The organism is Ruegeria hyattellae, from assembly GCF_041537925.1.
GTDB lineage: Bacteria > Pseudomonadota > Alphaproteobacteria > Rhodobacterales > Rhodobacteraceae > Ruegeria_C.
Genome location: NZ_JBGOSH010000003.1, coordinates 69,585 through 84,373 on the forward strand (window position 1 = coordinate 69,585; position 14,789 = coordinate 84,373).

19 protein-coding genes are annotated in these 14,789 nt (G+C 60.6%); 9 read left to right on the forward strand and 10 right to left on the reverse strand.

Translation table 11 applies throughout. The features are described 5' to 3' along the window. Positions 1–23: 23 nt before the first annotated feature. The 3 genes from AB1E33_RS07745 to AB1E33_RS07755 all read right to left on the reverse strand — a co-directional run bounded on the left by AB1E33_RS07745 (position 24) and on the right by AB1E33_RS07755 (position 2,282). Positions 24–449: a hypothetical protein gene (locus AB1E33_RS07745; protein ID WP_372576694.1), complete on the reverse strand. Its 426-nt coding sequence runs from the start codon at positions 447–449 to the stop codon at positions 24–26. A 136-nt stretch (positions 450–585) separates the two neighbouring features. Then, positions 586–1,911 (reverse strand): ammonium transporter AmtB, encoded by a 1,326-nt coding sequence (amtB, locus tag AB1E33_RS07750; RefSeq protein WP_372576695.1) that lies wholly within the window; start codon positions 1,909–1,911, stop codon positions 586–588. Between the two features lie 32 nt (positions 1,912–1,943). Then, complete coding sequence (locus tag AB1E33_RS07755; protein ID WP_372576696.1) at positions 1,944–2,282, reverse strand: P-II family nitrogen regulator; 339 nt, start codon at positions 2,280–2,282, stop codon at positions 1,944–1,946. Between the two features lie 258 nt (positions 2,283–2,540). On the opposite strand from AB1E33_RS07755, the gene AB1E33_RS07760 reads away from it, so the two are divergent. After that, the gene (locus tag AB1E33_RS07760) at positions 2,541–4,727 is read left to right on the forward strand and encodes a transglycosylase domain-containing protein (protein WP_372576697.1); all 2,187 of its coding nucleotides are present in this window, start codon (positions 2,541–2,543) and stop codon (positions 4,725–4,727) included. A gap of 39 nt (positions 4,728–4,766) precedes the next feature. On the opposite strand, the gene AB1E33_RS07765 is transcribed toward AB1E33_RS07760, so the two are convergent. Both AB1E33_RS07765 and AB1E33_RS07770 read right to left on the reverse strand, forming a co-directional pair. Then, positions 4,767–5,375, reverse strand: a complete 609-nt coding sequence (locus tag AB1E33_RS07765) for an MlaC/ttg2D family ABC transporter substrate-binding protein (RefSeq protein WP_372576698.1) — start codon at positions 5,373–5,375, stop codon at positions 4,767–4,769. Continuing rightward, on the reverse strand, positions 5,365–6,135 hold the full coding sequence (locus tag AB1E33_RS07770) for an MlaA family lipoprotein (RefSeq protein ID WP_372576699.1): 771 nt from the start codon (positions 6,133–6,135) through the stop codon (positions 5,365–5,367). Before AB1E33_RS07770 ends, AB1E33_RS07765 begins: the two co-directional genes overlap by 11 nt. 319 nt (positions 6,136–6,454) lie before the next feature. On the opposite strand from AB1E33_RS07770, the gene AB1E33_RS07775 reads away from it, so the two are divergent. The 4 genes from AB1E33_RS07775 to AB1E33_RS07790 are packed head-to-tail and all read left to right on the forward strand — an operon-like array spanning position 6,455 to position 9,207. After that, positions 6,455–6,913, forward strand: coding sequence for a RidA family protein (locus tag AB1E33_RS07775; protein WP_372576700.1), 459 nt, complete (start codon positions 6,455–6,457; stop codon positions 6,911–6,913). Continuing rightward, positions 6,913–7,683 carry a glycerophosphodiester phosphodiesterase family protein gene (locus tag AB1E33_RS07780; protein ID WP_372576701.1) on the forward strand — a complete coding sequence of 257 codons (771 nt, stop codon included), beginning with the start codon at positions 6,913–6,915 and terminating at the stop codon, positions 7,681–7,683. Before AB1E33_RS07775 ends, AB1E33_RS07780 begins: the two co-directional genes overlap by 1 nt. 46 nt (positions 7,684–7,729) lie before the next feature. Beyond that, positions 7,730–8,917 carry a GNAT family N-acetyltransferase gene (locus AB1E33_RS07785; RefSeq protein ID WP_372576702.1) on the forward strand — a complete coding sequence of 396 codons (1,188 nt, stop codon included), beginning with the start codon at positions 7,730–7,732 and terminating at the stop codon, positions 8,915–8,917. Continuing rightward, positions 8,914–9,207 (forward strand): 4a-hydroxytetrahydrobiopterin dehydratase, encoded by a 294-nt coding sequence (locus tag AB1E33_RS07790; RefSeq protein WP_372576703.1) that lies wholly within the window; start codon positions 8,914–8,916, stop codon positions 9,205–9,207. Before AB1E33_RS07785 ends, AB1E33_RS07790 begins: the two co-directional genes overlap by 4 nt. 68 nt (positions 9,208–9,275) lie before the next feature. On the opposite strand, the gene AB1E33_RS07795 is transcribed toward AB1E33_RS07790, so the two are convergent. From AB1E33_RS07795 to AB1E33_RS07805, 3 genes are all read right to left on the reverse strand, one after another. Continuing rightward, positions 9,276–9,626, reverse strand: a complete 351-nt coding sequence (locus tag AB1E33_RS07795; RefSeq protein ID WP_372576704.1) for an EF-hand domain-containing protein — start codon at positions 9,624–9,626, stop codon at positions 9,276–9,278. 13 nt (positions 9,627–9,639) lie between these two features. Then, positions 9,640–9,888 (reverse strand): glycine zipper 2TM domain-containing protein, encoded by a 249-nt coding sequence (locus tag AB1E33_RS07800; protein WP_372576705.1) that lies wholly within the window; start codon positions 9,886–9,888, stop codon positions 9,640–9,642. Between the two features lie 115 nt (positions 9,889–10,003). Beyond that, entirely contained in the window at positions 10,004–10,489 is a 486-nt protein-coding gene (locus AB1E33_RS07805) for a peroxiredoxin (RefSeq protein ID WP_372576706.1), read from the reverse strand. 97 nt (positions 10,490–10,586) lie between these two features. Between AB1E33_RS07805 and AB1E33_RS07810 the strand changes: the two genes are divergently transcribed. Genes AB1E33_RS07810 through AB1E33_RS07825 form a run of 4 tightly spaced genes read left to right on the forward strand, consistent with a single transcriptional unit; the run spans position 10,587 to position 13,211 of the window. Then, positions 10,587–11,798 carry an NAD(P)/FAD-dependent oxidoreductase gene (locus AB1E33_RS07810; RefSeq protein ID WP_372576707.1) on the forward strand — a complete coding sequence of 404 codons (1,212 nt, stop codon included), beginning with the start codon at positions 10,587–10,589 and terminating at the stop codon, positions 11,796–11,798. Then, complete coding sequence (gene rsmD / locus AB1E33_RS07815) at positions 11,795–12,367, forward strand: 16S rRNA (guanine(966)-N(2))-methyltransferase RsmD (protein ID WP_372576708.1); 573 nt, start codon at positions 11,795–11,797, stop codon at positions 12,365–12,367. The genes AB1E33_RS07810 and rsmD overlap by 4 nt, the downstream gene beginning before the upstream one ends. A 1-nt stretch (position 12,368) precedes the next feature. After that, positions 12,369–13,004, forward strand: a complete 636-nt coding sequence (locus AB1E33_RS07820; protein WP_372576709.1) for an HAD family hydrolase — start codon at positions 12,369–12,371, stop codon at positions 13,002–13,004. Between the two features lie 57 nt (positions 13,005–13,061). Further along, complete coding sequence (locus AB1E33_RS07825; RefSeq protein ID WP_372576710.1) at positions 13,062–13,211, forward strand: hypothetical protein; 150 nt, start codon at positions 13,062–13,064, stop codon at positions 13,209–13,211. Here the strand turns inward: AB1E33_RS07825 and map are convergent. Both map and sfsA read right to left on the reverse strand, forming a co-directional pair. Next, positions 13,199–14,014, reverse strand: a complete 816-nt coding sequence (map, locus tag AB1E33_RS07830) for a type I methionyl aminopeptidase (RefSeq protein ID WP_372576711.1) — start codon at positions 14,012–14,014, stop codon at positions 13,199–13,201. The two genes, AB1E33_RS07825 and map, sit on opposite strands and share 13 nt — an antisense overlap. 79 nt (positions 14,015–14,093) lie before the next feature. Beyond that, positions 14,094–14,786 carry a DNA/RNA nuclease SfsA gene (gene sfsA, locus AB1E33_RS07835; RefSeq protein WP_372576712.1) on the reverse strand — a complete coding sequence of 231 codons (693 nt, stop codon included), beginning with the start codon at positions 14,784–14,786 and terminating at the stop codon, positions 14,094–14,096. Between the last annotated feature and the right edge of the window lie 3 nt (positions 14,787–14,789).

The window sequence follows — 14,789 nt, forward strand, 5'->3', positions numbered from 1 at the left end:
CGCGCACCCGGCCCGGCCGGGTGCTAGCCGACCTGATAATGCGGGTGATAGATCGAATAGACCCGCACATATCTGAACCTGTCATTCTCGCTCACTTCATAAAAGGCGCACATCATCAGGCGAAACGATGTGCCCGCCTTGTGCTGCACGCCCACCCATTCCAGATCCTGCTTGCAGCGGAAATCAATCGGGGCCTCGGTCGCGATCAGGGTTGGTGTGGTGACAAAATGGATATGCGGTTGGATCGTCTCTGACATGATCTCCGACACGCCAGTCCAAAAGGCAACGGCTGACTCTTTGCCTCTGTTGACCTTGGCCTTCGGGATATATTCGAATACCGCACCAGGCTCATACCATTTGTCGTAGAACTCTGAGTGGGTCATGCCGGTTCCGGCGCATGCCCCGTTGAAATCCGCGATATAGTCCTTGTATTGCGCTTCGGTAATCATCGGTGCGCTCCTTCTCTCCCCGCTCGCCTAGGATGCCTTGGTCACCACCGAGAAATCAAATGCTTGTGCTCTCGCCTCTCCAATACGAAAAAAGGCCCCAGTAACACCGGGGCCTCAAACTCTTGCGGCAAGAAAATCAGCCTTTCGAGAACTCTGGATAGGCCTCCATGCCCAGCTCGCCCATGTCGAGGCCGTTGATCTCTTCTTCCTCGCCGACCCGCAATCCGACGGTGGCCTTGATGATCGCGAACAGGATGAAGCTGACCACGAACACGAAGATGCCGATGGCGGCAAAGCCGATAATCTGGGTCACATAAGATGCATCACCATTGGTCCAGGCCACGATGAACGTACCCCAAAGACCGGCAAGCAGGTGAACCGGGATCGCGCCGACGACGTCGTCGATTTTCATCCGGTCCAGCATCGGCACGGCAAAGACCACGATCACACCGCCCACAGCCCCGATGATCAGCGACTGGAACAGCGACGGGGCCAGCGGTTCGGCCGTGATCGAAACCAGACCGGCCAGCGCGCCGTTCAGAACCATGGTCAGGTCGACCTTGCCAAACTTTAGCTGCGTCAGGATCAGCGCGGCGACAGCGCCGGCTGCGGCGGCCATGTTGGTGTTGGCAAAGATGCGGCTGACATCCGCAACGTCTCCGATCGTTCCCATGGCCAGTTGCGAGCCACCATTGAAGCCGAACCAGCCCAGCCACAGGATGAACGTTCCCAATGTGGCCAGCGCCAGGTTCGAACCGGGAATGGGCACGACCTTGCCATCCTTGTTGTATTTGCCGATACGCGGACCCAGCACAATGGCACCGGCCAGCGCGGCAAAGCCTCCTGCGGCGTGCACCAGGGTCGAGCCTGCGAAATCGCTGAAACCCATCTCGGACAGCCAGCCACCGCCCCACTGCCAAGACGCCTCAATCGGATAGATGATGCCGGTCAGGATGATGACGAAAAGGAAAAACGGCCACAGCTTGATCCGTTCAGCCACTGTGCCCGACACGATCGAGGCGGTTGTGGCGCAGAACATCAGCTGAAAGAAGAAATCCGACCCGACCGAGGCATAGGACAGATCGGTTTCCACGCCGTCCAGTCCAACTGGTTCAAGTGAGGTGGGCGCGAACCCGCCCAAAATACCCGGAATGGTCCAGCCATCGCCCGGATACATCAGGTTGAAACCCACCAGCCAGTACATGATGGCGGCGAAGGAAAAGAGTCCCATGTTCTTGACCAGTTGCATGGCCACGTTTTTCGACCGCACCAGACCAGCCTCAAGCATGGCGAAACCGGCCGCCATCCAGAAGACCAGAAAGCCGCCGATCAGAAACAGCAGCGTTGTCAGGATGTATTGCGTGTGCTGCGCGGCCTCGCCAGAGGTGGCCTCCTGGGCCAGCCCCAGCTGCGGCACCGCGCAGATCGCGGCGGCAGGAATGAGTGATTTTGAAAGGTTCATGTTCTTGTTCCTGGAATTGGAGTGTCTTTGGCTCAGAGGGCGTCTTCGTTGGTCTCGCCGGTGCGGACGCGGACCGCCTGCTGCACGTCGAGAACGAAGATCTTGCCGTCACCGATTTTTCCGGTCTTCGCGGTGGTCGCGATGGTGTCGATCACCTGCTCGACCATGTTTGCGGTCACCACGATCTCGAGCTTGATCTTGGGCACGAAATTCACCGCATATTCGGCGCCGCGGTAGATCTCGGTATGCCCCGACTGAGACCCAAAGCCCTTTATTTCCGTCACCATCATCCCACGCACACCGGCCTCGGTCAGCGCTTCGCGGACCTCCTCCAGCTTGAACGGTTTGATTGTCGCTATGATGAGTTTCACGGTGTTCCCCTTCGTTCCACCGGTGTGATCCGGCATTTTGCATGTGCAGAAACTTCCCGGATTCCCCGGGACAGGGAACGCAAGGGCGGGTCAGAAAGGGCATTCAGGTGGTTAAGTTGCACATTTTTTGCACAACTTACCTTGTTTGACTATTTTTTAAGCGCCCATGAAAGGTCGAATTTCTGCGCAATATCCCCTCAACACGCCGTTACGGGCAGGGTATTGTGCGGCAAAGACAAGAACCGGGCAGAGTCAGACATGAGCGATTCCAAACGACGAAAGCCGCCTTTGGTTGCGGACAGGCGGTATTCGTCGGGAACCAAGCCGAAGCCAAAAAAGCGGGCCACCCCGAAGAAAAAGCCTGCGGCAAAGACCAGACGGAAACCGGCGCGGCGCAAGTCGCAGCGCACGGCGCGCAAGACACGTGGTGGTATCATCGGGCTGTTTCAGCGGCTGTTTCGCTGGGTGTTCCGGCTGATCTGGGGCTTTACCTGGCGGGTCGGGCTGGTTGCCGGGCTGCTGATCGCCTTGGCGGTGGGCTATGTCTATACTACCCTGCCCGAGCCCAGCGCGCTGCTGGACGGGCGCGCGCGCGGTTCAGTTACGTTGCTGGACCAGGACGGGCGCGTCTTTGCCTGGCGTGGCGATCAGTTTGGCGGGGCGATCACCGCCGACACCGTCTCGCCCTATCTCAAAAACGCCGTTGTCGCGACCGAGGACAAGCGGTTCTACCGCCATTTCGGTGTCAGCCCGCGCGGCGTCGCCAGCGCGGTCAGCATCAACCTGCGCGAGGGGCGCGGCCCGCTTTCCGGCCATGGCGGATCAACGATCACCCAGCAGACCGCCAAGCTGCTGTGCCTTGGTGTGCCCTATGATCCAAAGGAGTGGGAATCGGAGACCGCCTATGAAAGCGATTGCCGTCAAGGCTCGCTCTGGCGCAAGGCCAAGGAAGCCATCTATGCAATGGCGATGGAGGCCAAGTATTCCAAGGATGAGGTGCTGACCATCTATCTGAACCGCGCCTTTCTGGGCGCCGGGGCGCGTGGGTTCGAGGCGGCCAGCCAGCGCTATTTCGGGAAATCCGCAGCCGAGGTCGACCCGGCCGAGGCGGCGATGCTGGCCGGGCTACTGGTGGCCCCCTCCCGCTATGCGCCCACCAACAACCTCAAACGCTCGCAAGAGCGCGCGCGGCTGATCGTGGGCCTGATGGAAAACCAGGGCTACCTGACCACGGCGCAGGCCAATGACGCCCGCAACAACCCCGCGCGCCTGTCCGAGGCCGCCGCCGCCCGCGCTGGTGGCTATTTCGCCGACTGGATCATGAGCGAACTACCCGGCTTTTTCGGGGGCAACACCACCGAAGACGTGATCATCCGCACCACGCTCGACCCGCGCATCCAGCGCTCGGCCGAAGAGGCGATGCAATTCGTGTTCCAGGAAAAGGTACGCGAAGGATCCAAGGCGCAGGCGGCCATCGTTGTCATGTCCGCCGATGGTGCTGTGCGCGCCATGGTGGGCGGGCGCGAAACCAAGGTGAACGGTGCCTTCAACCGCGCGACGCAGGCCAAGCGTCAGACCGGATCCTCGTTCAAGCCCTTTGTCTATGCCACCGCGCTGGAGCTGGGGTATTCACCGCTCGATACGGTGATGGACGAACCCTATTGCATGAACGTTCCCGGGTCAGGCCAATGGTGCCCCAAGAACTACACCCACAAGCATTATGGTCGGGTATCGTTGGCCCGGGCCCTCAGGGATTCGCTTAATGTGCCAGCGGTGAAGGTTTCCGAAATCGCCGGGCGCGACAAGGTTCGGCATGTGGCCAGCGAATTTGGCATCGACAACGAGCTGGCTGATGGTCCGGCCTTGGCGCTGGGTGCGTCAGAAAGCACGTTGCTGGAAATGACCGGGGCATATGCCGGCATTCTCAATGGCGGCTCTTCGGTGACGCCCTATGGCATGGAAAAGCTGACCCTGCTGGGCGACAGTGAGTCGCTGATCGACAATACCGGCGGCATCGGTGAGCGGGTGATCCGCACCGAGGCCGCACAGCAACTGATCTGGATGATGGAGAAAGTGGTTTCAGAAGGCACCGGAAAACGGGCGCAGCTGCCCGACCGCCAGGCCGCGGGCAAGACCGGCACCACTCAGGCCGCGCGTGACGCCTGGTTCATCGGTTTCACCGCCGATTACGTGACAGGGGTCTGGATGGGCTATGACGACAACACGCCGCTTTCGGGTGTGACCGGAGGCGGCCTGCCCACCGAGATCTGGCGCGAGACAATGGTGCGCGTCAACGAAGGGATCGCGCCCAAACCGCTGCCCATGGCTGAACCAGTGCAACCCACCCGCGTGGCAGAGCCCAAGCGCAAGAAAAAGCGCAGCGGGGGGGGCCTCGGCAAGGCGGTGGACAAGTTGCTCAAGGATATCTTTGGCGGGAACAGATAAGGCCCCGCACCTGCGGGGCCTGCTCCGACATCAGCCATCTTATCCGGCGCTGGGCAGATCCTTGATCAACTGGTTCAGGTTGCCCTTGCGCTGGTCCAGCATCGCGCCGATTTCGGTGCGCTCGGTCAGCAGCAGGTTCACGCCTTCGATGAACATGTTGAAGAACTTTTCCTTGCCGGACTTGTCCGAAACCAGGAACGTGACCTCAAACGGCGCCTGCCCCTGCAGATAGGCGGTGCTTCTGATCTCGTACCCAGCCTTGATTTTACGGGTGGATTTCACCTCGACCCGCCCACCGACAAATTCGCGGAAACGGCGACCGTATTTGCGCGAGATATATCCCTGAAACGCCTTGGTGAATGACCGCATCTGCGATCTGGAGGCCGAACGCGCATCCGGACCCAGCGCATAGCGGGCCATGATCGGCACATCGGCATACCGTACGAAGATGCGTTCGAAATCCTTGATCATCGAGTTTTCGGATTTTCCCGAGGCAATGACCTGGTTGATATTGGCCACCACCTCATCGACCAGCGCACGGGCGCTTTGTTCGGTCAGCGCCAAGGCGGGCATCGGCACCAGGGCGGTACCAACACCAGCCAAGGCGGTCATCACAAAAGAACGGCGGGAAATCGTATTACTGCGCATAGGGGTCCTCATAAGGGTCGTCATACACGTCCGTCCCTGTGTCAAACTCGGCATAGGGATCGGCATAAAGATCTAACGTAGAACCGCTGCCGCTATTCGCAAGCTCGAACCTGCGATTTTGCAGATAGATCAGGCGGGCCTGCGCATAGCTGTCGGCGCTGCCGTAAAGGATCGAATCGACCGTATCCGAAAAGTTGCCGCGATCGCCCATGCGACGCAGGACCTCGGCATAGACGCCGATGTTTTCGACCGGCCGCACGATGCCGAAGCCCAGCGGGTTGGTGATGGCATTGGTGACAACGCCCACCGCGTCCCGGGTCGTGCTGGGGCCATAGAGCGGCAGTTCGACATAGGCCCCCTCGCCAAAGCCCCAGACATGCAGGGTCTCGCCGAAATTGGTATCGACGCGCGGAATTTGCAGCTCGGAGGCGGGATCGAAGAAGCCCGCCAGCCCATAGGTCGTGTTCAGCAGGAACCGTCCGGCGGCGATACCAGCCTCGCGCGGATTGCCTTGTAGCAGGTAATCCAGCGTCTGGCCGGGATAGGACAGGTTTTCCGCAAAATTGCTGAAGCCGGTTACAACCGGTGCCGGTACGATCGTGACATAGCCCTTGGACGCCGGGCGGAAAATGGCCTTGTCCACGCCCCGATTAAACGAATGGATCGAGCGGTTGGTGTTCTCATACGGGTCAAAAATCTCGCCGCGCGCACGCTGTTCTGGCGTTTGGGTGGCGCAGGCTGACACCAATAAGGCCAGCATCAGCGCGCAAAGCAGCCGACAGGAAGAAGACAGGTAACGCATTTTGGTCTTGGTCCGCTCGAATGGTTTCCGTGATTTTATTAGCGAATGAAACGCAGGCCCACAAATGGGCCTTTCGGGCTTACATAGGTGATGTGGCGAGAATTTGAAACCGAATTGCCGAAATCGTGCGCGCAGGCCTCTGCTGGCCGGGCAATACCGCCTGTTCCCGGCATGTCGCGCGCGATTTCCCGCGTGCCAACGTGGTTTTTCGGGCTTCCCCCGGTGCCGCTTCACCGCTAGCGTCCGGCCAAGCCCCGCAACAGGAGGAACACGGGTCATGAGTTTCAGTGCAAAGCTGCAAAGCCTTGGTGTCACCCTGCCGGACGCACCCGCACCGGCGGCAAATTATGTGCCTTTCGTGAAAGTCGGCAACATTGTCTATGTCTCGGGCCAGGTCTCGATGAACGCGGATGGCATGATCACCGGCAAGCTGGGCGACGATATGGACGTCGCGGCGGGCGCCGCGGCGGCTCGTGTCTGCGCGATCAATCTGCTGGCTCAGGTCAAGGCGGCTTGTGAGGGCGATATTGACCGGCTGGTACGAGTGATCAAGCTGACCGGCTTTGTGAACTCAACTGCGGATTTCGGTGACCAGCCCAAGGTCATCAACGGTGCCTCGGATTTCATGGCCGAAGCATTGGGCGAGGCAGGCCGCCATTCGCGGTCGGCAGTCAGCGCCGCCTCTCTGCCCTTCGGCGTTGCGGTCGAAATCGAAGGCATCTTCGAGGTCAGCTGATGCGCCCCGATCTGCCCGCCGTCTTTCTGAACGCCCCGATCACCCACCGGGCGCTGCACGACGTCAGTCAGGGCCGCCCGGAAAACAGCCGGGCTGCCATACGGGCCGCAATCACCGCCAGCTACGGGATCGAGATCGATCTGCAACTTTCCCGCGACGATCAGGCGGTGGTGTTTCACGATTACGAACTGGCGCGCCTTGCGGGCCAGCCCGGCGTGATCCGGTCGCTGGTCGCGGCAGAGGCCAGCGCGATGCCGCTCCTGCATGGGGACGGCGAAGGGATACCGGGCCTGTCCGAGGTGCTGGAACTGGTGGCGGGCCAAGTGCCGCTGCTGATCGAGTTGAAGGATCAGGATGGTGGCATGGGACCCAATATCGGCCCATTGGAACAGGCTACGGCGCAGGAGCTGGCCAGCTATTCCGGGCCGGTGGCGGTAATGTCCTTCAATCCACATAGCGTGGCCGAGATGGCGCGACTAGCCCCCGGCATCGCGCGCGGTCTGGTCACCAGTTCCTATGGTCCCGAAGACTGGCCGCTGTCTGCGACCACCCGCGACCACCTGCGTGAGATTCCCGATTTCGACGCGGTTCAGGCCAGCTTCATCAGTCACGAGGCCGGAGATTTGGACCGCCCCCGCGTTGCGGAGTTGAAGGCGCAGGGCGTGCCGATTCTGTGCTGGACCATTCGCAGCCAAGCACAAGAGGCGAAAGCCCGCGAGGTGGCCGACAATGTGACGTTCGAAGGGTATCTGGCCGCACATCCGGGTTGAACCACGCCACGCGGGACACAGATAGACACCAAGGTGCGGAGGACGGATGGATCAGGCGCAGGTCGAAGCTCGGGTTCTTGGATCCCTGTCGCAGGTGACGGCAGCGGAGTGGGATGCGTGCGCCTGCCCTGAGGTCTCGGATGGTGGCCGACCCTATGACCCATTCACCACCCACAGGTTCCTGTCGGCGTTGGAAGACAGTGGATCGGTGGGTCCGGGCACCGGCTGGCAGCCGCAATACCTGACCGTCCATCTCGACGGGCAGATGGTTGCGGCGGCGCCCATGTATGCCAAATCACACAGTCAAGGCGAGTATATCTTCGACCACAACTGGGCCCATGCCTATGAACACGCAGGCGGGCGCTATTATCCGAAACTGCAGATCGCCGCGCCCTTCACACCTGCCACCGGCCGCCGCTTTCTGACCCGGCCTGGATATGAAACGATCGGTATCTCGGCACTTATCCAGGGCGCAGTGCAGCTTGCGTCGGAAAACGAGATCTCGTCCCTGCACATCACCTTCTGCGCCGAGGCCGAAGCAGAGGCGGGCACGCAAATGGGCCTCATGCATCGCACGACACAACAATTTCACTGGCTCAATGACAACTACGCCGATTTCGACGGGTTTCTGGCCGCACTGTCCTCGCGCAAACGTAAAAATCTGCGCAAGGAACGGATGCAGGCGCAAAGGTTTGGCGGCGAGATCCGTACTTATTCCGGGACGGAACTGAGACCGGGTCATTGGGACGCGTTCTGGACCTTCTATCAGGATACCGGAGCACGAAAGTGGGGCGCTCCCTATCTGACCCGGCACTTCTTCGATCTGGCGCAGCAGACCATGGCCGGGGATATGGCGCTGGTCTTTGCGGAACGCGACGGGGTGCCCATCGCGGGAGCGCTAAATTTCATCGGGCGCGAGACACTCTATGGTCGCTATTGGGGCTGCATCGAACATCATCCGTGCCTCCACTTTGAGTTGTGCTATTATCAGGCCATCGATCTGGCGATTGCCCAGGGCCTGAAACGGGTCGAGGCCGGAGCGCAGGGCGATCACAAGCTGGCGCGCGGCTACCTTCCGACGCAGACCCACTCGCTGCACTGGGTCGGCGACCCAAATTTCGCCGATGCCATCGCGCGCTATCTCGATGCCGAGCGGGACGCGATCACAGATGAGATAGAACTGCTGACCGAATATGGCCCATTCAGAAAACCAGATGTGGAGGAACAGCAATGACAGAACGCCTGAGCGACGAAACACGCGGCCCTCTGCTGCAGCCGCTGTTCGACAATGGATGGGCGCTGATCGAGGATCGCGACGCCATCACCAAAACCTTCATCTTCGACAATTTCGTTGAGGCCTTCGGCTGGATGACCAAGGCGGCGATCTGGGCCGAAAAATGGAATCATCACCCCGAATGGCGCAATGTCTACAAAACGGTCGACGTGGTGTTGACTACCCATGACGTTGACGGGCTTTCATCACTGGACGCCAAGCTGGCCCGCAAGATGGATTCGCTGATCTGAGATAGCCGCAAGGTAAAATAAACCGGGCGCTGGTCTGCGCCCGGTCTGAATTATCTTCAGCGTCGGGATCAGTTCAACTGCCCGTCGCCATCCTTGTCCGCCTCGTTGAAATCCTTGGCCATCTGTTCTGACAGCTCGGATTTCGTAACCTTGCCGTCGCCATTGGCATCGGTGCCGGACATATGTTCGCCCGCACCCGCTGCAGTTAGTTCCGCCGCGCTCAGGCTGCCGTTCTTGTTGGTATCAATCTGGTCGAAAGAGTAGTTGGAGAACTCCTGATACTCTGGGCCGGATACCATCCCGTCCCCATTCTTGTCGATGGCGGCAAGGCTGGCCTCGCCGATCTCGGGTGTCTGGGCGGATGCAACCCCGGCCAGGCCCAACGCGATGCCAGTCAGAAAGACTTTGCTTATTGTCATGTTCCTGTCCTCCTTATCCACAAGCATAGCGGTTGCCCGCCACGGCACCTGTGCCAGCGCCCGCTGCGGTCAGGATGGTCTGACCCGTCCCACCGCCGAATTGACTGCCGATGGCCCCGCCAATCAGCGCGCCGCCAAGCGAGCCGCTGAGACAGGCAATTTCGTGTTCCCGTTGCCGCTGCTGCTCGGGCGTTGCCGCAGGTCCGCAGGCCTGCAATACGCCCATCGCGAGCATTGAAAAAATTGCCAGCGTTCGATTCATGTCATTTGACCTCCAGTGCTGATGCCCAGAGAACAGCCCTTTTGCCCGACTGGCAAGCTGATTGAGGGCAAACAGGGGTGTTTTCACCCCTGCCCCTAAAAAATTAATCTGGCACTTACATCTCGTCCAGAAGCGCCTCGCCGGCCGAGGTTTCGCATACGCCCGGATTGTCCTCGACATTCAGTGCCACGACCTTGCCGTCATCGACCAGCATCGCATAGCGCTTGGACCGCGCGATAAGCCCGGCGGGCGGCGCGTCAAAGCGCATGCCGATCGCATCGGTAAAGGCACATTCGGCATCCGCAAGCATGGTCAGGCCCGCCTCGGACGCGCCGGTCGCCTGACCCCAGGCATGCATCACGAACGGGTCGTTCACCGACACGCAGATGATCTCGTCGACACCCTTCTCGTCGAAGGCCGCTTTGGTGCGCATGAAGCTGGGCACATGCGCCGAGCTGCAGGTCGGCGTATAGGCGCCGGGTACCGCAAAAACCACGACCTTGCGCCCGTTGATCTTGTCGGACATGGCCACCGCCTCGGGCCCTTCGGCCCCGATCCGGGTCATGGTTGCGTCGGGCAGGGTGTCACCAACTGAAATCATCGTGCTTTTCCTTTTGGTTGGATTTGCGGAACGTCGCTTGCTTGCATATAGCTGGACGCAAGAGTGATACCATCATAAACGGATCGGACGAGGGAAAATGAGCCATATTGTCGTGATCGGCGCCGGGCAGGCAGGGTCGTCTCTGGTTGCCAGGCTGCGAAAGGACGGGTTCGACGGCGACATAACGCTGATCGGGGCCGAGCCCATCCTGCCTTATCAGCGCCCACCGCTGTCCAAGGCCTATCTGTTGGGCGAAATGGAGAAAGAGCGTCTGTTTCTGCGGCCCGAAAGCTTTTATGCCGAGAACAATATCACCCTGAAACTGGGCCAGCATGTAAACGCGATCGACCCGGTCGCAAAAACCGTGGCGCTGGAAGGCGAAACGCTGAGCTATGATGAACTGGCGCTGACGACAGGGTCGCACCCGCGCCGCCTGCCCGCTGCCATCGGCGGCGATCTGGACGGGGTGCATGTGGTGCGCGATCACGCCGGCATCGATGCAATGGCACCGGCGCTGCGCGAAGGCGCGCAGGTGCTGATCGTGGGCGGTGGCTATATCGGGCTGGAGGCTGCCGCCGTTTGCGCCAAGAAAGGTGTGTCGGTGACGCTTGTCGAAATGGCCGACCGCATCCTACAGCGGGTCGCAGCACCTGAAACCAGCGACTATTTTCGCGCTCTGCACAGTGGCCACGGCGTCGATATTCGTGAAGGTGTCGGGCTGGACCGTCTGACCGGCGAGGCGGGCAAGGTGACCGCGGCGGTCTTGTCCGATGGGTCCGAGATCGCGGTCGATTTTGTGGTAGTCGGTGTCGGAATCACCCCTGCAACAGAGCTTGCCGAGGCAGCGGGGCTGGCCCTCGATAACGGCATCCATACCAGTGAATTTGGCCGCACCTCAGACCCGCATATCTGGGCGGCAGGCGATTGCGCCTCGTTCCCGCATCAGGGTGACCGAATTCGGCTGGAAAGTGTACCCAACGCCATCGACCAGGCCGAGATCGTCGCCGCCAACATGCTGGGCACGGAAAAACCCTATGTGGCGCAGCCCTGGTTCTGGTCCGATCAATATGACGTGAAGCTACAGATCGCCGGCCTGAACACCGGCTATGACCGGGTAGTCACCCGCAACGGGGACGGCCAGACAAAGTCGTTCTGGTATTATCGCGGCGATCAGCTGCTGGCGGTGGATGCGATGAATGACCCGCGTTCCTATATGGTCGGCAAACGACTGATCGACATGGGCAAGACAGCTGATCCCGCAATTGTCGCCGACCCCGAGACCGATCTGAAACCGCTGTTGAAAGCGTGAGGATCATCGCCGGAGATTTCCGGGGCCGGACTCTGGCCTCGGTCGGCAAGGGCGATGCGGGTGCGCACTTGCGCCCCACAACCGACCGGGTCCGCGAAAGCCTGTTCAACGTGCTGACACATCAGATCGACTTCGAGGATCTGCATGTTCTGGACCTGTTTGCCGGCACAGGTGCGCTGGGGCTCGAGACGCTGTCGCGCGGTGCCGTTCACGTCACCTTTGTCGATGACGGACGCGCCGCGCAAAGCCTGATCCGCAAGAATATCGAGATCACGCGCTGCGCCGCTCGGACCCATCTGCTCCGCCGCGACGCCTTGCGGCTGCCACCGAACCCCGACGCGCCTTGCGATCTGGTCTTTCTCGACCCGCCCTATGGCAAGGGGCTCGGGCAAAAGGCGCTCTCCGCCGCGCTGGGAAGCGGCTGGATCGCCGAGGGTGCGCTTGTGGTCTGGGAAGAAAACCAGCCCATGCCGGCTCCAGACGGGTTTTCGCTAGAGGACCAGCGCAAATATGGCGACACGCATGTCTCGCTAATGTGGCGGGACCAAACATCGAAGGTGAGTAGGTAACATGCACGATCTGGTGATTTTCGACTGCGACGGCGTGCTGGTGGACAGTGAGACCATGTCGAACCAGTGCTTGGTCGACAATCTGGCACGCTACGGGCTGGAACTGGGACTGGAGGATGCGCTCGGCTTTTTCGTGGGCGGCACCATGTCAGGCGTCATGGAAAAGGCGCGTGAATTGGGCGCGGCGCTGCCGGATGACTGGCTCGATGAGATTTACGGTGAAATGTACGCCCGCCTGCAGGCGGGCTGCCCTCTTGTTGGCGGCATTCCCGAGCTGTTGGACGCGCTCGATGCGAAAGATGTTCCCTTTTGCGTCGCCTCCAACGGACACGAAGCGAAGATGCAGATCACGCTGGGCCAAAATGGACTTTGGGATCGTTTCAGCAACCGGATGTTCTCGGCCTATGTGCATGGCGTTGCCAAGCCCGACCCAGGGCTGTTTCGTATCGCCGCAGGCCATTTCGGAGCACAAACCCCGGTTGTGATCGAAGACAGCCGCAGCGGTGTCACTGCAGCGATCAGCGCCGGGATGCGCTGCCTAGCCTATGCCGCACACGACAATGGCGACGACCTGTGCGCGCTGGGTGCCGAGGTGTTCCACAGCATGCATGAGGTTCCGGAGCTTTTGGCGCTCTGACAGCTCTGTGATACCCTGAGCGACATGGAGAACGTCTGGACCGGGCGCATGGCGCCCATGGCATCATCTGCGGACACGGCAACCGGGAAAAAGCCTGTGCCGCGCCACGGGTCGGTATTCATTCAGGATGCGGTGACCCCATGGGGCGGGGAAACCATGCTGCTGACCCTTCTGCGCAGGCAGGCGGAAAAGGATCAGGATGAATAAGTCGGGTGGAATCTGCCGCCGGGCGACAAGGTAAATATCTCGACCCCGTCCGCCGTCACGCCCACGGAATGCTCGAACTGCGCTGACAGAGATTTGTCGCGCGTCACCGCCGTCCAGTCATCGGCCAGCGTCTTGGTCTCGGGACGGCCGAGATTGACCATCGGCTCAATAGTAAAGAACATGCCCTCTTCCAGCGTTGCACCGGTGCCCGGACGGCCGTAATGCAGCACGTTGGGCGGCGCGTGGAACACCCGGCCCAGACCATGACCGCAGAAATCGCGCACGACGCTCATCCGGTGTGCCTCGACATAAGCCTGGATGGCGTGGCCGATATCCCCGAACGTGTTGCCCGGCTTGACCATCTCGATGCCCTTGAACAGCGCGTCATGGGTAACTTGGATAAGCCGCTCGGCCTTACGCGGCAGCTTGCCCGCCACATACATGCGCGAGGTATCCCCGAACCAGCCATCGACGATCACGGTCACGTCGACGTTCAGGATGTCGCCATCCTTGAGCCGCTTGTCACCGGGAATGCCGTGGCAGACCACGTGATTGACACTGATACAGCTGGCATGCTGATAGCCCTTGTAGCCGATCGTGGCAGAGGTCGCGCCAGCCTCTTCCACCATCGCGGTGATCAGGCGATCGATCTCGCCGGTGGTTTGGCCCGGAAAGACATGGTCAGCAACATCGTCAAGGATGCGTGCGGCCAGAGCGCCCGCTGCGTGCATCCCGGCGAAATCGCCTTGTTCGTATATGCGGATGCCGTCCTTGGTCAGGCGGCCGCGAAGGTCCTTTTTCAAAGGGCACTCCATAATTTGCATCTTTGGCCCCTATTTACGCCCCTTGCGCAAAAAGAACCAGAGGGCGCGCTATCACAGGTCAGAGCGCTTCGGCAATGGTAATTTCCGTGGGCATTATACGCGTGCTTCGTGTCAGATATTCGACACCGGCCCGGCGCGCCTGTTCAAATGCCGCCGCGTAGGCCGGATCTATATCCGCCGCCAGCGCAAAACGCTGGCAATCAGTGCGTTGCACCAGATAGAACATGATCGCGCGATGCCCGGCCCGGGCCATGGCCGCCAGTTCCAGCAGATGTTTGGTGCCGCGCGCGGTCACGCTGTCGGGAAACTCGGCCAGGCCGGGCTGGCGCGACAGGGTGACGCTTTTGACTTCGACATAGGCGTCCGGCAAACCGGGCTGGGTCAGCAGAAAGTCGATGCGGCTGTTCTGGCCGTATTTTACCTCTGCCCGAACGCTCTTGTAGGCGGCCAATTCGGCGATCTCGCCTGCCTGCAAAGCCACACGGAGAGCCTTGTTGGGCACGGAGGTATCTACACCTGTGAAATGCCCACCCCCGTGATCGACCAGCCGCCAGCCGTATTTGAGCTTTTTCTTCGGATCGTCATTCGGTTCCAACCAGATTCTGGTGCCGGGATCAGCCAGACCCATCATCGAGCCGGGATTGGCGCAATGGGCCGTTACCTCCTGCCCGTCCTCCAACCGGCAATCGGCCAGAAAGCGTTTGTAGCGTCTGATCAGCGTCGCGGGCACAAGAGGGGTTTGAAAGCGCATGTT